General features: G+C 68.4%; 16 protein-coding genes. 7 read left to right on the forward strand and 9 right to left on the reverse strand.

Going from position 1 to position 19,625, the window contains the following annotated elements; genetic code table 11:
- Positions 1 to 19 precede the first annotated feature (19 nt).
- Genes A9Z05_RS05065 through A9Z05_RS05095 form a run of 7 tightly spaced genes read left to right on the forward strand, consistent with a single transcriptional unit; the run spans position 20 to position 6,900 of the window.
- Positions 20 to 1,243: an AAA family ATPase gene (locus A9Z05_RS05065; protein ID WP_069617138.1), complete on the forward strand. Its 1,224-nt coding sequence runs from the start codon at positions 20 to 22 to the stop codon at positions 1,241 to 1,243.
- Entirely contained in the window at positions 1,240 to 2,676 is a 1,437-nt protein-coding gene (locus tag A9Z05_RS05070; protein WP_069617207.1) for a CpaF family protein, read from the forward strand. The genes A9Z05_RS05065 and A9Z05_RS05070 overlap by 4 nt, the downstream gene beginning before the upstream one ends.
- A complete protein-coding gene (locus tag A9Z05_RS05075; RefSeq protein ID WP_069617139.1) occupies positions 2,673 to 3,650 on the forward strand; it encodes a type II secretion system F family protein in 978 nt (325 codons plus the stop codon). The genes A9Z05_RS05070 and A9Z05_RS05075 overlap by 4 nt, the downstream gene beginning before the upstream one ends.
- Complete coding sequence (locus A9Z05_RS05080; protein ID WP_069617140.1) at positions 3,647 to 4,588, forward strand: type II secretion system F family protein; 942 nt, start codon at positions 3,647 to 3,649, stop codon at positions 4,586 to 4,588. The genes A9Z05_RS05075 and A9Z05_RS05080 overlap by 4 nt, the downstream gene beginning before the upstream one ends.
- A complete protein-coding gene (locus A9Z05_RS05085; protein ID WP_069617141.1) occupies positions 4,585 to 5,442 on the forward strand; it encodes a lipopolysaccharide assembly protein LapB in 858 nt (285 codons plus the stop codon). The genes A9Z05_RS05080 and A9Z05_RS05085 overlap by 4 nt, the downstream gene beginning before the upstream one ends.
- Entirely contained in the window at positions 5,439 to 5,867 is a 429-nt protein-coding gene (locus A9Z05_RS05090; protein ID WP_069617142.1) for a TadE/TadG family type IV pilus assembly protein, read from the forward strand. The genes A9Z05_RS05085 and A9Z05_RS05090 overlap by 4 nt, the downstream gene beginning before the upstream one ends.
- Positions 5,860 to 6,900: a TadG family pilus assembly protein gene (locus tag A9Z05_RS05095; RefSeq protein WP_069617143.1), complete on the forward strand. Its 1,041-nt coding sequence runs from the start codon at positions 5,860 to 5,862 to the stop codon at positions 6,898 to 6,900. Before A9Z05_RS05090 ends, A9Z05_RS05095 begins: the two co-directional genes overlap by 8 nt.
- Here A9Z05_RS05095 and A9Z05_RS05100 read toward each other — a convergent pair.
- The 9 genes from A9Z05_RS05100 to A9Z05_RS05140 form a co-directional block, all read right to left on the reverse strand.
- Positions 6,864 to 8,141: a glycosyltransferase family 87 protein gene (locus tag A9Z05_RS05100; RefSeq protein WP_069617144.1), complete on the reverse strand. Its 1,278-nt coding sequence runs from the start codon at positions 8,139 to 8,141 to the stop codon at positions 6,864 to 6,866. The two genes, A9Z05_RS05095 and A9Z05_RS05100, sit on opposite strands and share 37 nt — an antisense overlap.
- A 16-nt stretch (positions 8,142 to 8,157) precedes the next feature.
- Complete coding sequence (locus tag A9Z05_RS05105) at positions 8,158 to 9,234, reverse strand: glycosyltransferase family 2 protein (protein ID WP_069617145.1); 1,077 nt, start codon at positions 9,232 to 9,234, stop codon at positions 8,158 to 8,160.
- Between the two features lie 256 nt (positions 9,235 to 9,490).
- Positions 9,491 to 11,308: a glutamine--fructose-6-phosphate transaminase (isomerizing) gene (glmS, locus tag A9Z05_RS05110; RefSeq protein WP_069617146.1), complete on the reverse strand. Its 1,818-nt coding sequence runs from the start codon at positions 11,306 to 11,308 to the stop codon at positions 9,491 to 9,493.
- A 49-nt stretch (positions 11,309 to 11,357) separates the two neighbouring features.
- On the reverse strand, positions 11,358 to 12,446 hold the full coding sequence (locus tag A9Z05_RS05115; protein ID WP_069617147.1) for a hypothetical protein: 1,089 nt from the start codon (positions 12,444 to 12,446) through the stop codon (positions 11,358 to 11,360).
- Between the two features lie 92 nt (positions 12,447 to 12,538).
- A complete protein-coding gene (locus A9Z05_RS05120) occupies positions 12,539 to 14,677 on the reverse strand; it encodes a hypothetical protein (RefSeq protein ID WP_069617148.1) in 2,139 nt (712 codons plus the stop codon).
- Positions 14,678 to 15,012: 335 nt separating this feature from the next.
- Positions 15,013 to 15,783, reverse strand: a complete 771-nt coding sequence (locus A9Z05_RS05125; RefSeq protein ID WP_069617149.1) for a hypothetical protein — start codon at positions 15,781 to 15,783, stop codon at positions 15,013 to 15,015.
- Positions 15,784 to 15,796: 13 nt separating this feature from the next.
- On the reverse strand, positions 15,797 to 16,807 hold the full coding sequence (locus A9Z05_RS05130) for a YaiO family outer membrane beta-barrel protein (RefSeq protein ID WP_069617150.1): 1,011 nt from the start codon (positions 16,805 to 16,807) through the stop codon (positions 15,797 to 15,799).
- Positions 16,808 to 16,817: 10 nt separating this feature from the next.
- Positions 16,818 to 17,813, reverse strand: a complete 996-nt coding sequence (locus tag A9Z05_RS05135; RefSeq protein ID WP_069617151.1) for a polymer-forming cytoskeletal protein — start codon at positions 17,811 to 17,813, stop codon at positions 16,818 to 16,820.
- A gap of 3 nt (positions 17,814 to 17,816) precedes the next feature.
- Entirely contained in the window at positions 17,817 to 19,370 is a 1,554-nt protein-coding gene (locus A9Z05_RS05140; protein ID WP_069617152.1) for a glycosyltransferase family 2 protein, read from the reverse strand.
- Between the last annotated feature and the right edge of the window lie 255 nt (positions 19,371 to 19,625).

A 19,625-nucleotide genomic window follows, 5' to 3' on the forward strand; every position in this document is an offset into this window, starting at 1 on the left:
CACTTCCGATGCGATCGCGATGCCGCCCATGAACGTCCTCGACCGCCAGAACGCCAAGCACGCCGCCGCAGCCGGTGCGGCGGACCTCATCGCGGTCGTGTCCGACGCCGGCAGCGAGGATGTGATCCGCCGCGTCGCGCAGGACCTGTCGATCGCGCGCGCCCACGTGCAGCCGGGCAACTGCGACGACGCGATCCGGCTGCTGCAGCAGCACGAGCGCTCGCCGCGCCAGCTGATCGTCGACGTATCGGATTCGGTGCTGCCGGTGTCGGACCTGATGCGGCTCGCGGACGTGTGCGATCCGTCGGTGCGGGTCGTCGCGATCGGCACGCAGAACGACGTCGGGCTGTTCCGCAACCTGCTCGGCATCGGCGTGCAGGACTACATCGTGAAGCCGCTGACCGTCGAGCTGATGCGGCGCGCGCTGACCACGACGGAGGCGGTCGTGCAGGTGCGCACGGGCAAGATCGTCAGCTTCGTCGGCGCGCGCGGCGGCGTCGGCACGACGACGATCGCGGTCAGCCTCGCGCGCTGCCTGGCGGGCGAGAAGCGGCGCCGCGTCGCCTACGTCGACCTGAACCTGCACGGCGGCGGCGCGAACTCGATGCTGGGGCTGTCGAGCAACAACGGGCTGATCGAATTGCTGAACATGGAACTGCGCCCCGACGACGCGCTGTTCGACCGCATGTTCGTCACGAAGGGCGACCGCCTGCACGTGCTGTCGGCCGAACTCGCGTACGGCGAGGACGCGTTGCTGCGCGAGGATGCGATCGCGCAGCTCGTCGACATGCTGAAGGACCGCTTCCATTACGTGCTGTTCGACGTGGGCGTCCGTGCCGGCAAGCTGTTCGAGGATGCGCTGACGGCGTCCGATCTCGTCTATATCGTCGCCGATCGGTCGGTGCACGCCGCGTACGAAGCCGCGCGGCTGGCGCGCTTCGTGAAGGAAATGCCGGGCGAGCGGGTGCTGTCGATGGTGTTGAACAATCCGCTCGAGCCGGTCAAGGGGCGCGTCGCGCCGTCCGATTTCGAGGAGGCGTTCGGCGGGGTGCGGCTGCGCGAGCTGCCGCACGACGCGCAGTCGCTCGCGATCGCGGAGAACCTCGGCGAGCCGATCGAAAGCTCGAAACGCCGCGGCTTCCTGGACGAAATCCGGCTGCTCGCGAACGGCATCACCGGCGAATCGATGGCCGTCGCCGAGCCGTGGTATGCGCGCTTCGTCAAATGGAGGAAGGGATCGTGACGTTCGGTACCCGCAAGCGGTCGACGCCGGACCCCGCGCCGGCGGGGTCCCATGCCGCGCCGCGTGACGATGCGCCCGCGCCGGCCGCGAGCCCGGTGCCGGCGTCGCTGTCCACGTCCGCCTCCGCGTCCGCGGCCGCGCGCGCGGCTGCGACGGCCGATACGCAGGAGGCCCTCATCCGTTCCGGCAAGTTCGATGCGATCCGCACCGCGGTGTTCGCGTCGATGAACATGTCGGCGGCGCTGATGAAGACGCGCGACGAGGTGCGCGCGGGCATCGAGCAGGTGGCCGCGCACACGGTCGAGCGCGAGCGCCTGAAGATCACCGCGGGCGAGCAGGTGCTGATCGTCGACGCGATCCTGAACGACATGTTCGGCGTCGGGCCGATCGAGCCGCTGCTCGCCGACGACACCGTGTCCGACATCCTCGTCAACGGTCCCGACCAGGTGTACGTCGAGCGCGCGGGCCGGCTCGAGCTCACGCCGCTGAAGTTTCGCGACAACGCGCACGTGACGAGCGTCGCGCAGCGGATCGCGGCGGCGGTCGGACGCCGCGTCGACGAGAGCAGCCCGATGGTCGATGCGCGGCTCGCCGACGGCAGCCGCGTGAACGTGGTGCTGCCGCCGATCGCGATGCGCGGCGCGTCGATCTCGATCCGCAAGTTCGCGAAGCGCGACATCACGCTCGCGCGGATGGCGCATCAGGGCAACATCTCGCACGGGATGCTGCAGGTCCTGAAGATCGCGTGCGCATGCCGGCTGAACATCGTGATCTCGGGCGGCACCGGATCGGGCAAGACGACGCTGCTCAACGCACTGTCGCAGCACATCGAGGAGCACGAGCGGATCGTGACGATCGAGGACGCGGCCGAGCTGCAACTGCTGCAGCCGCACGTGGTGAGTCTGGAGACCCGGCCGGAGAATACGGAAGGGCTCGGCGGCATCTCGCAGCGCGATCTCGTGCGCAACGCGCTGCGGATGCGGCCCGACCGCATCATCCTCGGCGAAATCCGCGGCGCGGAGGCGTTCGACGTGCTGCAGGCGATGAACACGGGCCACGACGGCTCGATGACGACGATCCACGCGAACTCGCCGCGCGACGCGATCAGCCGGCTCGAAAGCATGGTCATGATGGCGAACGCGAACCTGCAGTTGCTGTCGATCCGGCGTCAGATCGCGAGCGCCGTGCACCTGTTCGTGCAGGTCGAGCGGATGCGCGACGGCGTGCGCCGCGTGACGCGGATCACCGAGATCGTCGGGATGGAAGGCGAGGTGGTCATCACGCAGGACCTGTTCGCGTTCCGCCAGGAGGGCGACACGACGCGCGACGTGGTGAAGGGCGTGTTCGAGGCGTCGTCGCTGCGGCCCGCGTTCGCGCCGCGGGCCGCGTACTACGGCGTCGAGGATGTGCTCTCCGAGGTATTCCGGCAATGAGGGCTGCCGATCTCTTCACGCTCGGCGCGTTCGTCGCGATCCTTGCGGCGGGCCTCGGGCTGTCCGCGTTGCTCGAGCGTGCGCGCCATACGCCGGAGCAGCGCATTCGCGCGCGGCTGCAGCGCCTTGCGCCGTCGCTCGCGGGCCGCGACGCCGGTGAGGCCGCCGGGTCCGGTGTCGCGCTGTTCAACCTGCCGCGCCGGCAAAGCCGCGTGCGTGCCTGGATGCAGCGCTACGTGACGCGCGTGCGCGCGGTCGGCGGGGAGCGCGGGCTGCGGATCGTCATCGCGAGCACGATCGCCGGCGCGATCGCCGGGATCGTCGCGGTGAAGCTCGTCGCGCTGCCGAGCATCGTGCATCCGGCGATTTACGTCGGACTGCCGCTGATTGCGATGCGCGCGAGCTACCGCATGCTGGTCGAGCGTTTCCGGCTGCGCTTTCTGGAGGCGTTCCCCGATGCGATCGACCTGATCGTGCGGGCGGTGCGCGCGGGCATTCCGGTCACGCAGGCGATCAGCACGGTCGGCGACAGCGCGGCCGAGCCGGTGCGCTCGATCTTCCGCACGATGGGGGACAGCCTGCGCGTCGGCGCGGATCTGAAGGACGTGCTGACGCACGCGGCGGACCGGCTGAGGATCGCGGACTTCTCGTTCTTCACCGTCTACCTGCTGCTGCAGCGCGAGACCGGCGGCAGTCTCGGCGAGACGCTCGACGAGCTGTCGAGCATCATCCGCACGCGCCGCGACATCCGGCTGAAGACACGCGCGCTGACGGCCGAGGGGCGGATCACGACGAAGATCATCTCGGCGGTGCCGTTCGTGATGATCGGCGCGCTGTTTCTCGTGAACCGCGCGTACGTGATGCTGCTGTTCGACACGCATGCCGGACGCGTGATGCTGACGATCGCGGCGGTGCTGCTGACGATCGGCCTGCTGGCGATTCACAAGATTTCGAAACTGGATACCGCGCGATGACGATGTCGATGCTGGCCGCCCGCGGCCTCGAACTGTTGCTGCTGATCGCGTGCGTCGCGGCGGCGCTCGCGACGCCGGGCGGCGGCACGCGCCGGCGGATCGCCGTGCGCGTGCAGCAGGCCGCCGGACAGCGGCCGCCGTCGGTGGGAGGCGGGCGTCTGCCGGGCGACGTGCGCCAGGATCTGACGCGACGGCTCGCGCAGCTCGGCGAGCGGCTGCCCGTGCTCGATCCGATGCAGCGCGTGAAGCTCGGGCTGCAGTTGACGCGCGCGGGTTTTCGCGAACGGCGCGCGGTGTCGTCGATGATCGGCATCAAGCTCAGTTGCGGCGTGCTGTTCGCCGGCGTGGCGATCGTGTTCAGCCCGTATATTCCGCGCTTCGGCGAATACTTCGTGATCCGTGCGGTGGCGATGATCGCCGCGTTCGTGATCGGCGTGATCGTGCCGGAATACGTGCTCGGCGCGATGATCCGGCGGCGCCGGCGAATCATCGCCGCATGTTTTCCGGATGCGCTCGACCTGCTCGTGATCTGCACGATGGCCGGCAACAGCCTCGTGTCGGGCGTGCGGCGCGTCGCGCGCGAGCTCGAGCGCATCTGCCCGCCGCTCGCCGACGAGCTGACGGTCTGCGCGGACGAGCTGACGCTGAGCGGCAACGTGTCCGAAGCGCTCGCGCATTTCGCGCTCCGCGTCGATTTCGCGTCGGCGCGCTCGCTCGCCACGACGCTCACGCAATCGCAGCGGTTCGGCACGCCGATCACGCAGGCGCTGCGAACCCTGTCGCGCAGCGAGCGCACCGAGCAGATCGTCGCGCTCGAGGAACAGGCCGCGAAGCTCGCGCCGAAGATCACGCTGCCGATGATGCTGTTCATCCTGCCGACGGTCGGCCTGATCGCGGCAGGCCCGGCGGCCATCCGTCTGCTCGAGGTGTTCAAATGAAAGGCTCCGCGCGACGCGTGTTCGCATTCGCGGCCGTGCTGCCGCTGCTGGCCGGCGGCTGCGCGCCGGGCATCCAGACGCGGCCGGCGCTGTCGCACAAGAGCGACGACCCGCAGGCCGAATTGCGCATTGCCGACAGCGCGCTGGCCGGCGGCAACGTCGATCTCGCGTCGACGCTGTACGGCAAGGTGCTCGCCCGGCATCCCGACTCGCTCGCGGCGCAACTGGGGCTCGCCGACGTCAACTACCGCGCCGGCGATCTGGAGCGCGCACGCGTGTTCTACGAGCAGGCGCGGCAACAGGCGCCCGCGGAACTCGGGCCGCAGGTCGGGCTCGCGCGCGTTGCGTTGCGGCAGCGGCGGCTCGACGAGGCCGCCGGCCGCTATCGCGCCTTGCTCGCGGCACAACCGAACCTGCCGCTCGCGGCGCAGGGGCTCGGCACGGTGCTCGACCTGCAGGGCCGCCACGAGGACGCCCAGGCCGTGTACCGGGACGCGCTGCGCGCCCATCCGGACGCGCAGGGGCTGCGCGTCGACCTCGGGCTGTCGCTCGTGCTGAGCAATCGTCCGCGCGAGGGCGTGAACGTGCTGCTCGACGTGGCCGGGCTGCCCGATGCGCCGTGGCAGGCGCGCCAGAATCTCGCGTTCGCGTATGGCGTGCTCGGCAACACCGATTCGGCGAAGAAGCTGCTGTCCGCGGATTTGCCGGCGTCGGCGGTGGCCGACAATCTGCGCGTGTACCAGGCGGTGCGTGCGCGGCTCGCGGCGCGCCCGGCTGCCGATGCGGGGCGGCCGTCGAAGGGCGCCGCGCTCGAGCCGCATACGGTGCCGCCCGTCGCGGCGGCCGCAAAATGACACGCGCGGCGATGCGCGTCCGCCACGCGCGCGGCGTCGTATCCCTCGAGTTCGTATTGATGCTGCCGTTCCTGCTGATGGTGCTGATCGGCATCATCGACGTGAGCCTGCTGCTGTGCGACAAGGCGGTGATCACGAACGCGAGCCGCGAAGCCGCGCGGGCCGGCGTCGTGCTGCGCGTGCCGATGCTGACCCCGACGCAGATCGCCAACGTCGCGCTCAACTATACGCAGAACAGCCTGATCACCGGCGGCACGCCGACGACGCCGACCGTGACCGTGACGCAGGCGAACGGCACGACGGCGGGCACCGCGCTGACGGTCACGGTGACCTACACGTATTCCGGGATGGTGCTCGGCTCGGCATTCAGTGCGCTGACCGGCCCGGTGACGCTCACGGCCAGCTCGGTGATGCTCTATGAATGACGCGGCCGACACGCGATCCGGCGGCACGGCGCGCGAGCGCGGCTCCGTCGCGCTGTTCTTCCTGATGTTCCTGATTCCGCTGCTGTCGTTCGGCGCACTGGCGATCGACATCGCATGGATCGCCACGGTGCGCAACCAGCTGCAGAATGCCGCGGATGCGGCCGCGCTCGCGGCGGCCGATGCGATGATGTCGCCGACCGGCGGGCCGCTGAACTGGTCGCAGGCCGCGCCGGCGGCGAACGGCGTGATCGCGCAGAATTCGGCGGCGGGCGCACCGCTGGCGACCGGCACGGTGACGACCGGCTACTGGAACGTGACGCGCACGCCGGCATCGATGCAGCCGACCACGATCACGCCGGGCCCCTACGACGTGCCGGCAGTGCAGGTGACCGTGTCGCGCGCGCCGGGCATCAATGGCGGCTCGATTCCGCTGCTGCTCGGCGGGCTGCTGGGCATCCCCGGCGCATCCGGCGGCGCGACCGCGATCGCGGTGCTTGCCGCGCCGGGCGGCGTCGCGGCGGGCGGGCTCTTTCCGATCGCGATCGACCAGTGTGTGTACAACCAGTACTGGAACGCGCAGACCAACCAGCCGCTGATCAATCCGCTGACGGGTTTGCCGTACGAGTTTTCGATCACGAACGGCCAGACGTATGGCGCGCTGTGCATGGGCGGCCAGTGGACGTCGTTCCAGTCGACCGCGACCGACACGACGACGATGGGCGGCCTGATGGTGACCGGCAATCCGACCACGCTCAATATCGGCGACAGCATCAATCTCGCGACCGGCGTGAAGGCGACGCTCTACACGTCGGTGCCGGTCGGCACGACGGTCGTGCTGCCCGTCGTCACGCAGACGTCGAGCAGCACCTCCGTGCCGATCGTCGCGTTCGCCGCGTTCCGCATCGACGTGTCGCTGGGCGGCACCTACAAGTACATCCAGGGGCACTTCGTCGCCGGCGTCAAGATGACCGGCGTCGCGACCGGTGTCGGGCCGTATTACGGCGTGTACGTTCCGCCGCGGCTCGCGCTGTGAGTGTTGGGCGCGTCGTGCCGTGCGCGGCGCACCAGCATCAGCAGTGCGAAGAGCGTCACGGCCGGGCCGATCTGCGGCACCTGCAGCCACGGGTTCAGGTATTCGGCGATCGGCAGTGCCCACATCAGCGCGATCGCGGCCTGTTCGCCCCGCAGCCAGCCGTCGCGCCAGCCGATCGACAGCATGCAGGCGATCGGGATCGCGAGCCACGCGAGCTCGTAGTGCCATACGTACGGGTTCGCCACGAGCGTCGCGACCGCCAGGACGGCCGCGCGCACGCGGGTGTCGCGCGATTGCGTCCAGACGACGCAGGCGGCGGCGATCGCGATCGCGGCGATGCCGGCATGGGCGACATACGCGGCGTCGAGCGGCACGCCCGCGAGGCGGAACGCCGCGAACGGCGTCGGCGACGCGAGCCAGAACCCGACGCCATGCTCGAGGATGATCGAGCGGACGAGGCCGGTGCTCGCGACGAACAGGCGCGGCGACTCGATGCCGCAGACGAGCACGCTCGACGCGACGAATGCGCCGGTCGCGAGCGCGGCCCACATGATCGTGCGCCATGCGCGCACGGCGACCAGCACGAACGGGAACAGCAGCGCCATCTGCGGCTTGACCGACAGCAGTGCGATGCAGAGGCCGGCCCACGGCGGTCGACGCTCGGCCCAATAAACGGCCAGCGCCGCACACGCTGCGGTCAGGAACGCGTTCTGCCCGAGCGTCGCGGTGACGAACACGCACGGCGCGGCGATCAGCGCGAATGCGCCGGCGCGCGCTGCGCCGGGGATCGCGCGGAGGCCGGATACGCGCCACGCGGCGAGGCCGAGCATGAGCACGCCGAGCGCGACGAACAGCGGATAACCGAGCGCGAACGGCAGCAGCGCCAGCGGCGTCACGAGCAGCAGATAGGTGGGCGGGTACAGCCACGGCGCGAAGACGTCGCGGGGAAGGTGCGGGAACAGCCCGGTCGTCAGCCGCGAGAAGGCGGAAAAATCGTACGCCTGCGATGGCGCGCCGTGCAGCATGACGTACGACGCGGACCAGAACACCGAGAAGTCGGCGCCCGGGCGCGGCATCACGCCGCCGGTGGCGGACGCGTGACGCGCGACCGCCGTCCAGATCGCGATGAACACCGCGTACGACATCAGCACCAGCACGCTGTACAGGACGACGCGTCGCGACGTGAGCCACGCGACGACCGGCCGCTCGGCCGCGCGTGTCGATTGCCGGAGGATGTCCAATTGACGCGGCCCGGTGCTACTTGAACGACGTCTTGCGGGCGGCGATGCCCGCGGCCGCGGGTGTCGCGGCCCGGCGGCGCGCCGAGGGCGCACGCTTGAGCGGAAACTGCAGCAGCTTCGATGCCGGTCGCGCGGCCGCATCGCGCTCGGCACGGTAGTGCCGCCTCACGAGATAGACGGGGCGTTGCTTCGATTCGTGATAGATCCGGCCGAGGTATTCGCCGATCACGCCGATACCGATCAACTGGATGCCGCCGACGAACAGCACGACGGAAATCAGCGACGGGTAGCCGTGCACCGGATTGCCATACAGCAGCGTGCGCGCCACGATGAAGGCGCCATACGCGAGCGACAGCATCGCGAACGTGAGGCCGACATAGGTCCACACGCGCAGCGGCACCGTGCTGAAGCTCGTGATGCCCTCGAGCGCGAAATTCCAGCGCCGCCATCCGGAGAATTTCGAGCGGCCGCCGCTGCGCGCCGCGCGCGTGTATTCGATGATCTCGGTACGGTAGCCGACCCACGCGAACAGGCCTTTCATGAAGCGCCGCCGCTCGGGCAGCGCGCGCAGCGCGTCGACGACCTCGCGGTCCATCAGCCGAAAATCGCCGACGTTCTCCGGCATCTCGACTTCGGAGAGCCGGTTGTGCACGCGGTAGTAGAGCGCGGCGGCCACGCGCTGCATCAGCGGATCGCACCGGCGGTCGGTGCGCTTCGCGGCGACGACCTCGGCGCCGGCGTGCCAGCGTTCGAGCATCGCGGGGATCAGCGCGGGCGGGTCCTGCAGGTCGGCGTCGATCAGGATCACGGCCGCGCCGGCGGCTTCGTCGAGGCCCGCGGTGAGCGCCGCTTCCTTGCCGAAGCGGCGTGTGAGATCCACGACGTGCACGCGCGGGTCGCCGGCGGCGACCGACAGCAGCCGGTCCAGCGTGCGATCGCGGCTGCCGTCGTTGACGCAGACGATCTCGAAGCGCACCGACGCCACCGACTCGAGAACGGGCAGCGTTTCCGCAAAGAATGCGTCGATCGTTTCTTCTTCGTCGTGAAAAGGCACGACGAGCGATATCAGCGGCTTCCTGGCATGCGTCGACACGTTGCGGCCCCCCGGAGAGATTCGGCCTGCGTTGCACGGTAGGTTTGCGTTGTCGTTTGCCGAACGGGGCGACCCGATTCGGGGCGAAGGCGGTCCCGGCCAGCCTTTCCACCGTGGAACGGACGACATGGGCTCTCAATATTGTACGAAGTATTCGGGATTCGACAAGGCGCGAATCGCGCACGCGGCGTGCGGCGCGGGCCCGAATGATCGGTTGAAGACCTTCGCGGGCCCGCCCGCGTCCAGGAACCGCGCGTCACTCGACCGTCACCGATTTCGCCAGGTTCCTCGGCTTGTCGATATCCGCGCCCCGCAGGCACGCCGCGTGATACGCGAGCAACTGCAACGGCACGACGTGCAGAATCGGCGACAACAGCCCGTAGTAATCGGGCATGCGCAGCACCGACACGCCTTCGCCATTGTCGATCCGCGTATCGGCGTCCGCGAACACGTAAAGCTGGCCGCCGCGCGCCCGCACTTCCTGCATGTTCGACTTGAGCTTTTCGAGCAGCGCATCGTTCGGCGCGATCGTCGCGACGGGCATCGTATGCGTGACGAGCGCCAGCGGCCCGTGTTTCAGCTCGCCGGCCGGATACGCTTCCGCGTGAATATACGAAATCTCCTTCAGCTTCAACGCGCCCTCGAGCGCGATCGGGTAGTGCAGCCCACGCCCGAGAAACAGCGCGTTTTCATGCTGCGAGAATTCCGCCGCCCAGCGCTCGATCTGCGGCTCCAGCCCCAGCACGTCTTCGAGCGCGCCGGGCAGGCGCCGCAACTGCGTCGTATAGCGCGCGAGCTGCGCATCGTCGACGTAGCCGCGCAGCCGCCCGAGCGTGACGGCGAGAATGAACAGCGCGGCGAGCTGCGTCGTGAACGCCTTGGTCGACGCGACGCCGATTTCCGGGCCGGCCCGCGTCAGGAAGCGCAGGCCGGTCTGGCGCATCATCGCGCTGGTCGGCACGTTGCAGATCGCGAGCGTGTCGATGTGGCCGAGCGCCTGCGCGTACTTGAGCGCGGCGAGCGTGTCGGCGGTTTCGCCGGATTGCGACACGCTGACCACCAGCGTATTCGGCATCGCGAGCGCGTCGCTGTAGCGGTATTCGCTCGCGATCTCGACCTGCGCGGGGATGCGCGCGATCGTCTCGAGCCAGCGGCGTGCAGTCAGGCCGGCGTAGTGGCTCGTGCCGCATGCGAGGATCAGCACGTTGTCGATCTGCTCGAACGCGCGCGGGGCGTCGGGGCCGAATACGGCCGGATCGAACAGTCCTGCATCGGGGATCGTCGCGGCCACGGCCTGCGGCTGCTCGAAAATTTCCTTCTGCATGAAATGCCGGTATGGCCCGAGCTCGACCACGCCCTGCACGGACGGAACGGTTTGTATCGCGCGTTCGATCGGCGTGCCGGTGCGATCGAGCACCCGCACGCCGCCCGGCGTCAGTTCGACGATGTCGCCTTCCTCGAGAAAGATGAAGCGGTCGGTGATGCCGGCGAGCGCGAGCGCGTCGGACGCGAGAAAGCACTCGCCGTCCTTCACGCCGACGACGAGCGGCGAGCCGGCCCGCGCACCGATCAGCCGCTGCGGCTCGCGCTTGCTGAACACCGCGATCGCATACGCGCCGTGCAATTGCGAGGTCGCGTCGCGGACGGCGGCGAGCAGGTCGCCGCGATACTTGCTGTGGATCAGGTGCGCGACCACCTCGGTGTCGGTCTGGCCGTCGAACTCGTAGTGTTCGGCGGATAGTTGCTTGCGCAACGTCTCGTGGTTCTCGATGATGCCGTTGTGCACGAGCGCGATTTCGTCGCGCGAGAAGATCGGATGCGCGTTGCAGGTCGCCGGTGCGCCGTGCGTAGCCCAGCGCGTGTGCGCGATGCCGGTGCTGCCGGCCAGGCCGGCGCTGCGCACGTGGGCGTCGAGATCCGCCACGCGCGACATGCTGCGCTCGCGGCGTGCCTGGCCGTCGACGACCGTCGCCACGCCGCATGAATCGTAGCCGCGATATTCAAGGCGGCGCAAACCTTCGATCAGAATCGGGACGATGTCCCGTTGCGCGACCGCGCCGACGATGCCACACATGACACGTCTCCTTCCCTGTAGATTCCCCCGGACCGTGCGCACGCGTGGATCAGCGTGACACGGTCTCCGTTGTCGCCGCCGTCGTGAAGCCGCATTGAGCGGGCGCGACCGGGTCGGCCATCCGGCTTTCGAATGCCAGATAAAGCGCTTCCTCCAGGACGTTCCAGTGTGCGCCGTGCCGGTACGGGCCCGATAGCGCATGCCAGCACGCGACCGTGTTCCTGTCGTTCATCTTGAATGCGACCAGTGCGATCAAGCCCCACGGATAATCGGAGCTGGCCAGTTGCAGCCAGGTCTTGGCGTACTTCTGCATCCACTGCGCGTAGAACACATCGTTCGATTGCTGTGGAATCTGAATGCCCGACAGGAGCGGAAAGATCTGCGCCACTTTCGCCGGATAGAACGTCGTGTCGCTGATGCGCTGCGTGCTCGCGCGAAAGCCCGACTGCGTGCCGCGCCAGAACACCTTCAGGATCGCGGACGCGAGCCGGTCGGCGCGCTGGCTCCACGGGCCGGCGCGCGTGGAGTCGCCATGCCGGACGTAATACGCGGCGAGCGCCTGGAACGCGCTGTGTACCTCGACGTTGTCCATCAGCAGCGCGACGTGCAGCGTCGACGAGATCTGATAGACGCCCGTGGGCTTGCTGAGCAGCGTATCCAGATGCGCACCGGCGCGATTCAGGCTGAGTTCCCATGCGGCGGGCAGGCCGTCGGGCGGCGCGAAGCGGGCGAGCAGTTCGATCCAGGTCGCCATCATCGCGTCGTCGGCGTCGGCTTCGGCGCATGAACTGTACTGGCCGCTCTTCACGCAATAGCGATCGAAGCCGCCGTCCGGCCGCTGGCGCGGCAACAGCCACGCGATCCATGCGAGCGCGGCCTGACGGGCGTCGAGGCCGGCATCGGCGGCGCCGAGCAATGCCTTCGCCGCGAAATACGGATCGATGCCGGCGCCGTTCAGGCGCACGGTGATCGCCCCGTCGGGACGTTGGTAGAGTCCGTTGAGTTGCAGTTCGGCGGCGCTCGCCTGCGGTGCGACGCCGCATGCGGCGACACAGCAGGCGATGCACCACAGGCGGCATAGCCGGGCGGTGGCCGTCACGCGTGCGCGTGCGGCCGGGAAAAGCGCGGGCCGGTTCATGATGGGGGGCTCCTGCGCGGTGGTCCTGCGCAAATTCCGCCGGGCGCGGCGTTGGCCGCGTCGCGCGCCGGCGGGTGTGTCGATGTCGCGGCTCAGTGCACCTTGGCGCTGGTGAACTTGAGACTGGTCCCGCTGTTCGCGGTCACGAGCCAGTACGTCGAGTCGGTGATGACGACGCTACCGAGGCCTTGCGTGATCAAGGGCAGCGAGAAGGCCTTCTTCGGCAGCAGCCACGTCATGTTCGCGAGGCTGGTCGGGTGGCTGGCGGCGAATGCCCAGCCGCTGCCCGTATCGGTGGCCGACCACGTGACGTTCAGGCGTGCGCGGTCGAACACCGTGATGTCGGTCATCGTGTACCACTTGAACTGACCCGTGAGCTTCAGCATGTTGGCTTGATTGAAGATCGCGGACAGCGTCGACGTGTAGGACGATGCGCCGAGCGGGTGTGCATAGATCAGCCGGCTCGTGCGGTTCGCGACGACGAAGTTCATCAGCGATGCGTACCAGTTGTTCACATCGGCAGTCGGCACCGCATACTGCTGGAACTCCTCGAACGTCGCGTACTTGCCGAACGGCATCACCGGGTAAGCCCACAGGCCCGGGTTCAGCAGCGCGCCGTTGCGGTATGCGCGGGTCGGCGCCGAGCCGGTGTGGCCGGTGAAGTAATAGCCGTTGAAGCCGTTGCTTTCGAGCCAGTTGACCGACCACGTCGGCGTGTTGCCTTCCGGCGCCGCGTACTCGACATCGGGCAAGGCTGTCGTCGCCTGGACGGCCTGGTGGTTCATCACCAGGTACTGCGTGAACGTGCTCGCGTTCGTTTCGCTCGCATTCGCCCCCCAGTAGTCGTGAATCCAGCCGCCGTGGCTGCCGACGCGATGGCCCTTGCTCACGAAATACTTGAGGAGATTCTGCGCGGACGGGTTGTTGGCGAGATTGATGCCGCCACCGTCGCCGAAGGCCGCTTCATCGGGGCCGGCCGTGACCACGAGCGAGAACGGCCCGTTGTTCCATACGCCGAGACTCTTCAGGTAGAGCGCCGGCTGGATCTGGTCGCCCGCGCAGAAGTGCCAGTTGAACACGAGCCCGGCCATCGCCTTCGGCAACGGCGACAGCGACGGCAGATTCAGCATCTGCGTGCCGAAATAATGCAGGTAGCCGTGAATCAGCATGCCGTCGGTCTGGCCGTCGAGGTAGGCGAGCGGCAGGTTGACGAACAGCACGCCGCCGTTGCCGTACGTGTTGTAGCCGGACACCAGCCCGAAAGTCGGCGAGGTCAGGATCGTCGTGCCGGTGTACGTCCCCTGGGTGACGAAGCTCGGATAGCTGAGGAAGCCGTACACGTAGCCGGAGATGCCTTCGAGCGTGTCGGCGGTGGTGGCCAGCGTCGACGCGAGCGCGTTGGCCGTCTTGCCGGTCGACGTGCTCAGCAGCGAATTGGCGGTATACGTCGTGGTTTTCTTGAGCTTGCCGGCCACGGTGCCGGTCAGCTTCGGGGCCGTCTGGTTCAGCACGCCGCTGCCGGTGGACGGCGTCGTGTACTGGAACCATGCGCCGTGGTTGTAGTTGGCGAGGCCGCCGGGGTTCGACGGGCTCGCGGACAGGAACTGTGCGCTGCCCGACGTCGAAGTCGTCGACGTGCCCGAGGGGCTCGTCGCCGCGAACGCGCTGGCGGTCGTGGCGGTCGACGAAGTCGTGGTCCACGCCATCGACTTGCCGGGGGGCACCTGGAGCGTGCGCAGCCAGCTGCTCATGCCGGTTACGTTGCCGAGACCGATCATGTTGCCGCCGTATTGGTCATACAGCACATAGTCCACGCCGACCATGCTGCTGAAGCGCGATTTCGGGCTGACGTAGAAGCCGGCCGAATTCAGTACGCCGAAATCGTAGACGAGCATCACCTTGCCGCCGTTCAGCGCGTAGTTCTGAATCGCCGTCACGAGCGCGTCGGCGGCGGTCGTATGCACCTGATCGGGCAGGATCAGGCCCGGATACTGCGACAGCGTCGCGCCGGCCGCCATGAACTGGCTGTCGGTCATCACCTTGATCTGCAGCCCTTCCTCCTGGGCACTGTCGAGCCATGCGGATACGCGCGAATCGGGCAGCGTCAGCGTATCGGGCACCAACAGCAGAAGCTGGTTGGTGGCCGCCTGAACGCCGCCCGGACTGAATGCGAACGCGAGCGCGAACAGCGCGAACAGGATCCGCAAGAACTTGCCTGACTTTGCCAACATGGTGTGCTCCTCGCTCAAGGAATGGGGGGCGTGCGGCAGCCGGGATACGCGTGCCGCCAGGTCGAGCAATCCAGCCCCGTAGGTGTCGTGCGGCTGTCCGGTTCGTCGGGTATCGAGCGGTGCGTGTCAGGGCGGTCCGACTGCGCAAATGCGCCGGTGCGCCGCGCTGCCTTCGCCGGTGAGAGGACTCGATGCGACGCATTGAAAGAAGCGAACAACGTGCCATTGGCGCAGGAGGCCCGGTCCTGCGGGCTTCTTGCGCTGCAGGTCGCGCGGCACGGTCGCAAACCCGGCGGATTCGTTTCATCGCTGATACGGCGCGTTGGGACGCGCTATCAGCAGACGGAATCGCGATCGCGCGTCAGTGCGCCGGGCCAGCTCGCGCAGTAGGTATAGAGCGTGACCAGCAGGCCGATCAGCAGCGGCCCGCCGAGCAGGAAATAGCAGAAGGGCAAGAACAGCAGCGAGCCGTGATGGACGATCGTCGCGTGCAGCAGCATCACGAACGGCAGCGCGAACACGAAGTAGCCGAGCACCAGCAGCGACGCGACGGCTTTTTGCAGCAGCGAGAAATCGAGCGGGTAGTACAGTGCGGCCATGACCAGCGGAATCAGGGCAATCGCCGCGCCGTGCAGCACGAACATGTCGCGCAGATGCAGCTGCGGGACGTACGGGAACGTGCCGGGCGCGAGCCAGAAGTACGCGCAAATCAGCAGCTGGGTGAAGCTCGCGATACGTAACAGATATGCAACAGGCAGCCAGTGCGAGCGCCGGATGAACGATGCGGCGAAGCCGATCATACAGAGCGCGGTGGTGGCGACGAGCAGCGTGCCGCCCGGCATGCGGGCCGCGACGTCGATCGACAGCAGCGGCACGCGCGGTGCGTCGGCCGGATAACCGATCACGATCACATGAAGCGCCGGATCGATCTGGCGCGCGCCCCACGCCATCACCGCGCGCCAGTAGCGCCACGCGAGCGGCATTCCGAACCACAGCGACGCGTACAGCGCGGGTGTCAGCAGCGCGATCGACGACAGCCAGCGCTGCGGGTGCGCGTGGGTGCGCAGCGAACGGTCGACGGGGGGACGGACGGGATGCGTGTGCATGGCGCCCGCCCGCTTACCAGCGATAGAAGACGCTGAGCTCGCCGCCGATTCGTGAGTAATACGGGTTGTGGTAGTAGGCGAATTCGAGTTGCGTTCCCCACTTGCGCGTGACCCAGTAGCGCCATTTCGCGGTGATCTCGTGGCTGCGGAAATCCGCGATCTGCGAGCCCGAGCCGGTGACCTGATACGCTTCGCGGCCGACGCCGCCGCGCAGCACGATCACGCTCTTGCCGACTTCGCCGTAGGTGACGGCGCCGTAGTAGGCGGGCGCCTTCACCGATCCGGGCGAATCGACCGTATAGTTCGCGCCCGCCTCGAAAATCCACTTCGGCAATGCGTACCAGATCACGCCGGCGTGATAGAGCTGATCGCGGTGGCCGCTGCGGTTCCATGCGTAGCCGGCGCCGAGCGACACGACCAGCGAACGATCGGGCAACAGCTTGCGGTTGATCGACGCGTCGATGCGCGCACTCGGCAGGATCGTGCCTGACGTGGTGCCGGAAAAGCCGATCCCGCCGAACCAGTCGGGGCCGAGGTTCTGCACGTAGGTCAGCGCGCCGAGCTGCGTGTTCTCGCCGAAGCGGTGCAGTTGCGCCAGTTCGCCGAGCACGGTGCGGCTGCCGTCCTGATAGACGCCGCGCAGGTGCACGCCGTACCAGTCGCCGTAGCCGTGCGTCAGATGTGCGCTCGAATAGCCGAGCGACAGCTCGGTGTGCGATTCCTGCGGCGCCTGAACATGGGTGACGACTGCATCGGGCAGCGGCGGCCGGTTCGTATCCTCGGGCGTGAACTCGGCGAGCGGCACGCCGTCCGGCAGGCCTTCGGCCTCCACGCGCACGAACATCGATTCGTCGCGCATCCTTGGCGTGATGACGGTCGGGGGGGGCGGCTGCACGGCGGGCGCGGCGGCGGCATCGTCCGGCTGCTCCGCCAGCGCCGCGGGCGCGCCGAAGGCGACGCCGCACAGCATCGCGAGGGTGGCAACCGGCACGCGCGGGCCGCGATGGCTGGGGCGATCGGACATGAGGCGCTCCTTAACGGGATGTGTGGAACCAGCCGCTGCGCCACGCGACGAGATCGCCATGCACGCACGCATGATTGACGATCGATACGTCGCGCGCGCACGCGCTGACCGGATGACCGGCGACGCCGATGCGCGCACCCGTCAGTCGCAGCAAGCCGCCGGCCGACACGACGCCGTCGATGCAGCTCGCGTGGGCGAGCAACACGTCGTCGCGCGCGAATACCGCGCCGTGCAGCAATGCGCGGCGTTCGAGTTCGACGCGATGCGCCTTGACGCTGCCGCGCAGCACGCAGCCTTCGCCGAGGACGAGCGTCCCTTCGACGATCAGGTTGCCTTGCACGACCGTGTGCGCGGGCAGGCGAACGTCGCACGGCAGCAGGTAACGACCGTGCAGGAAGCGATGCGGCAGCGACGCGAAGTGACGGGTGAGCGTGATCGCGCGGCGCGGGGCGGCCGGTGTGTCGGCAGGCCGCTCGCCGGGTGCCGCGCCGAAGACGATCGGCTCGCCATACAGGCACGCGAAGCCGCCGGCGCCGCGCAGGCGCACCGTGTCGCCGACCACGACGCCGCGGAGCACCGCGCCGTCGACGTCGATCAGCGGCGCATGCGCGAGCGTGCCGATCGTCGCGCCGGCATGAATGTCGATGCGCTCGTCGGCGAACGCGTACGCGGCCCGCGCGCCGTCGTCGAGCGTGATCGAACGATCGGCGTAGAGCACGTCGTCGCGATGCGCATCGCGTGCGACATGGATCGCGTCCACATGCTCGACGGGCAGCCCGAGCGCTTGCCACGGCGGCGCGCCGGATGCATCCGGCGGCGGCGTGCCGGCCACGTGCGCGCGCAGCGCGTCGTGCCAGCGCGCGGCGAGCAGCGCCTGATCGACGAACGGCCCGTCGCCGATCGGCAGCGCCGCGACGTCGCTGCGCCGGATCAGTTCATGCAGCATCGGCAGGAACGGCAGGCTGAGCACGCCGGCCACCGGCACCATCACGTTGAAGGTCGTCATCGCTCATCGCTCCGGTTTCAACTGCCGGCGAAAACGCTCGGTCTTGTCCCATTTCAGTTCGCGGCGGAACGCGGCGTCGAGCGCGAGGCCCCACAGCGCGGAGACGACCGCCGCGATCGTCACGCAAAAGCCGACGACGTTGACCGGCACGAGCCGCAGCCGCGTCGCGCGGCCGTCGAGCCGCGCGGCGACGACGATCTCGAAGAACACGCCGAAGTTGCCGAAGGTACTGAACGAGAACAGTGCGAACAGCGACAGGAGCAGGCCGAGCGCGGTCGAGTTGACGCCGTTGAACAGGTAGAGCGCGAGCGCGGCGCTCCAGGCGATCGCGAGCAGCGCGGGCATCGCGAACACGCCGAGCAGCAGCGCGCCGTCGAGCCGGCAGCGTCGCGAGATCAGCGGGGTGCGCAGCACCGGAACCAGATAGCGCAGCATCGTCTGGTTGTGGCCCTTCGCCCAGCGCGTCAGTTGCCGCGCGCGGACGGCCCAGCGCTCCGGCACTTCCTCGTAGCATTCGGCGTGGTTCAGATAGACCGTGCGCCAGTCGCTCAGCAGCAGGCGGTAGGTCATGTCGGTATCTTCGGCCAGCGTGTCGTCGCACCAGCCGCCGACGGCGTCGAGCGCGCCCTTGCGGATGCCGCCGACCGTGCCGCCGTATTGCGGCACCAGGTTGAGATTGTTGCGGGCTTGCTGGTTGACCTGATAGCCGCCCGCGCGCTCGAGATCGAGCAGCCGCGCGAGCAGGTTGCTGTCGGCGTTCTGCGGCACGACGCGGCCCATCACCGCGCCGACTTCCGGGTCGAAGAACGGTGCGACCAGTTCCTTCAGCAGCCCCGGGCGCGGCAGGTAGTCCGCGTCGAATACCACCATGATGTCGCCGCGGATGAAGCGCAGCGCATCCTTCAGCGCGGCTGCCTTGCCGGGCTTGCCGGTCTCGCGGTGAAACGGCTGGATCAGTTCGGGCGCGAGTGCGCGGACTTCGTCGATCAATGCGCGCGTGTTGTCGGTCGAGCGGTCGTTGACCGGAATGATCGTCAGCCGGTCGCGCGGGTAGGTCGTCGCCAGCAGCGCCATCAGGCAATCGACGATGACGGTTTCCTCGTTGTGGGCGGCGACGAAGACGGTGAGCCGCGGCCAGTCGCCGTGGGTCATCGTCCGGTACGGCGCGTGCTGCGGCTTGAACAGGCGGTCGAGGCTGAATACGTAGTGCCGTGCGGCATACGCGCACGTCAACAGCGTGAACAGCCACAGGTACGCGACACACGGTATCAGCAGCAGCTCGGGGTCGAACGCGATGCCCGGCGGAGGGGAGAGTGGCGGCTCGAGCGACGTGTCCGTATCGGGCGAGGCCGGCGCGACGAGCGAGAGCGTCACGCTGTCGAGCGCGGTGCGCTCCATCGTGAGTCCGGTGGTTGCGGTCGTTGCGGCGGGCACGCCGAACCGGACCGGTTCGGCGATCGCCTGCGAGGCGGTGTCGCGCACGATGAGCGAGCAGGCAAGCACGATCAGCAGCAGGATGCCTTGCTCGCAGAGTGACGCCGCCAGCGTTTTCTTCATGTCCCCATCCCCGTGCCCGCAACGACGACCGATGAGAGCTGAAGGCGCTCCGTGGATCGCGCGGACGTCAATGGGAAACGATGGCGCATTCGTTGCAGGGCGGTTGTCGGCTGCCCCGGACGGACGTGTCGCGTCGTCTCCCGGCTTCGTTGCTTTGGTGTTCCCGTCCGTCTGCTGCGATGCGAGTGCTTCGGGACGCACGTGTCCGACATCAAGCAAGGCGTGAGCCATCTGCCGCGATGCCCCGCGCAGCAA

Source organism: Burkholderia sp. A2 (assembly GCF_001729305.1).
In the GTDB taxonomy this organism is placed as follows: Bacteria; Pseudomonadota; Gammaproteobacteria; order Burkholderiales; family Burkholderiaceae; genus Burkholderia; species Burkholderia sola.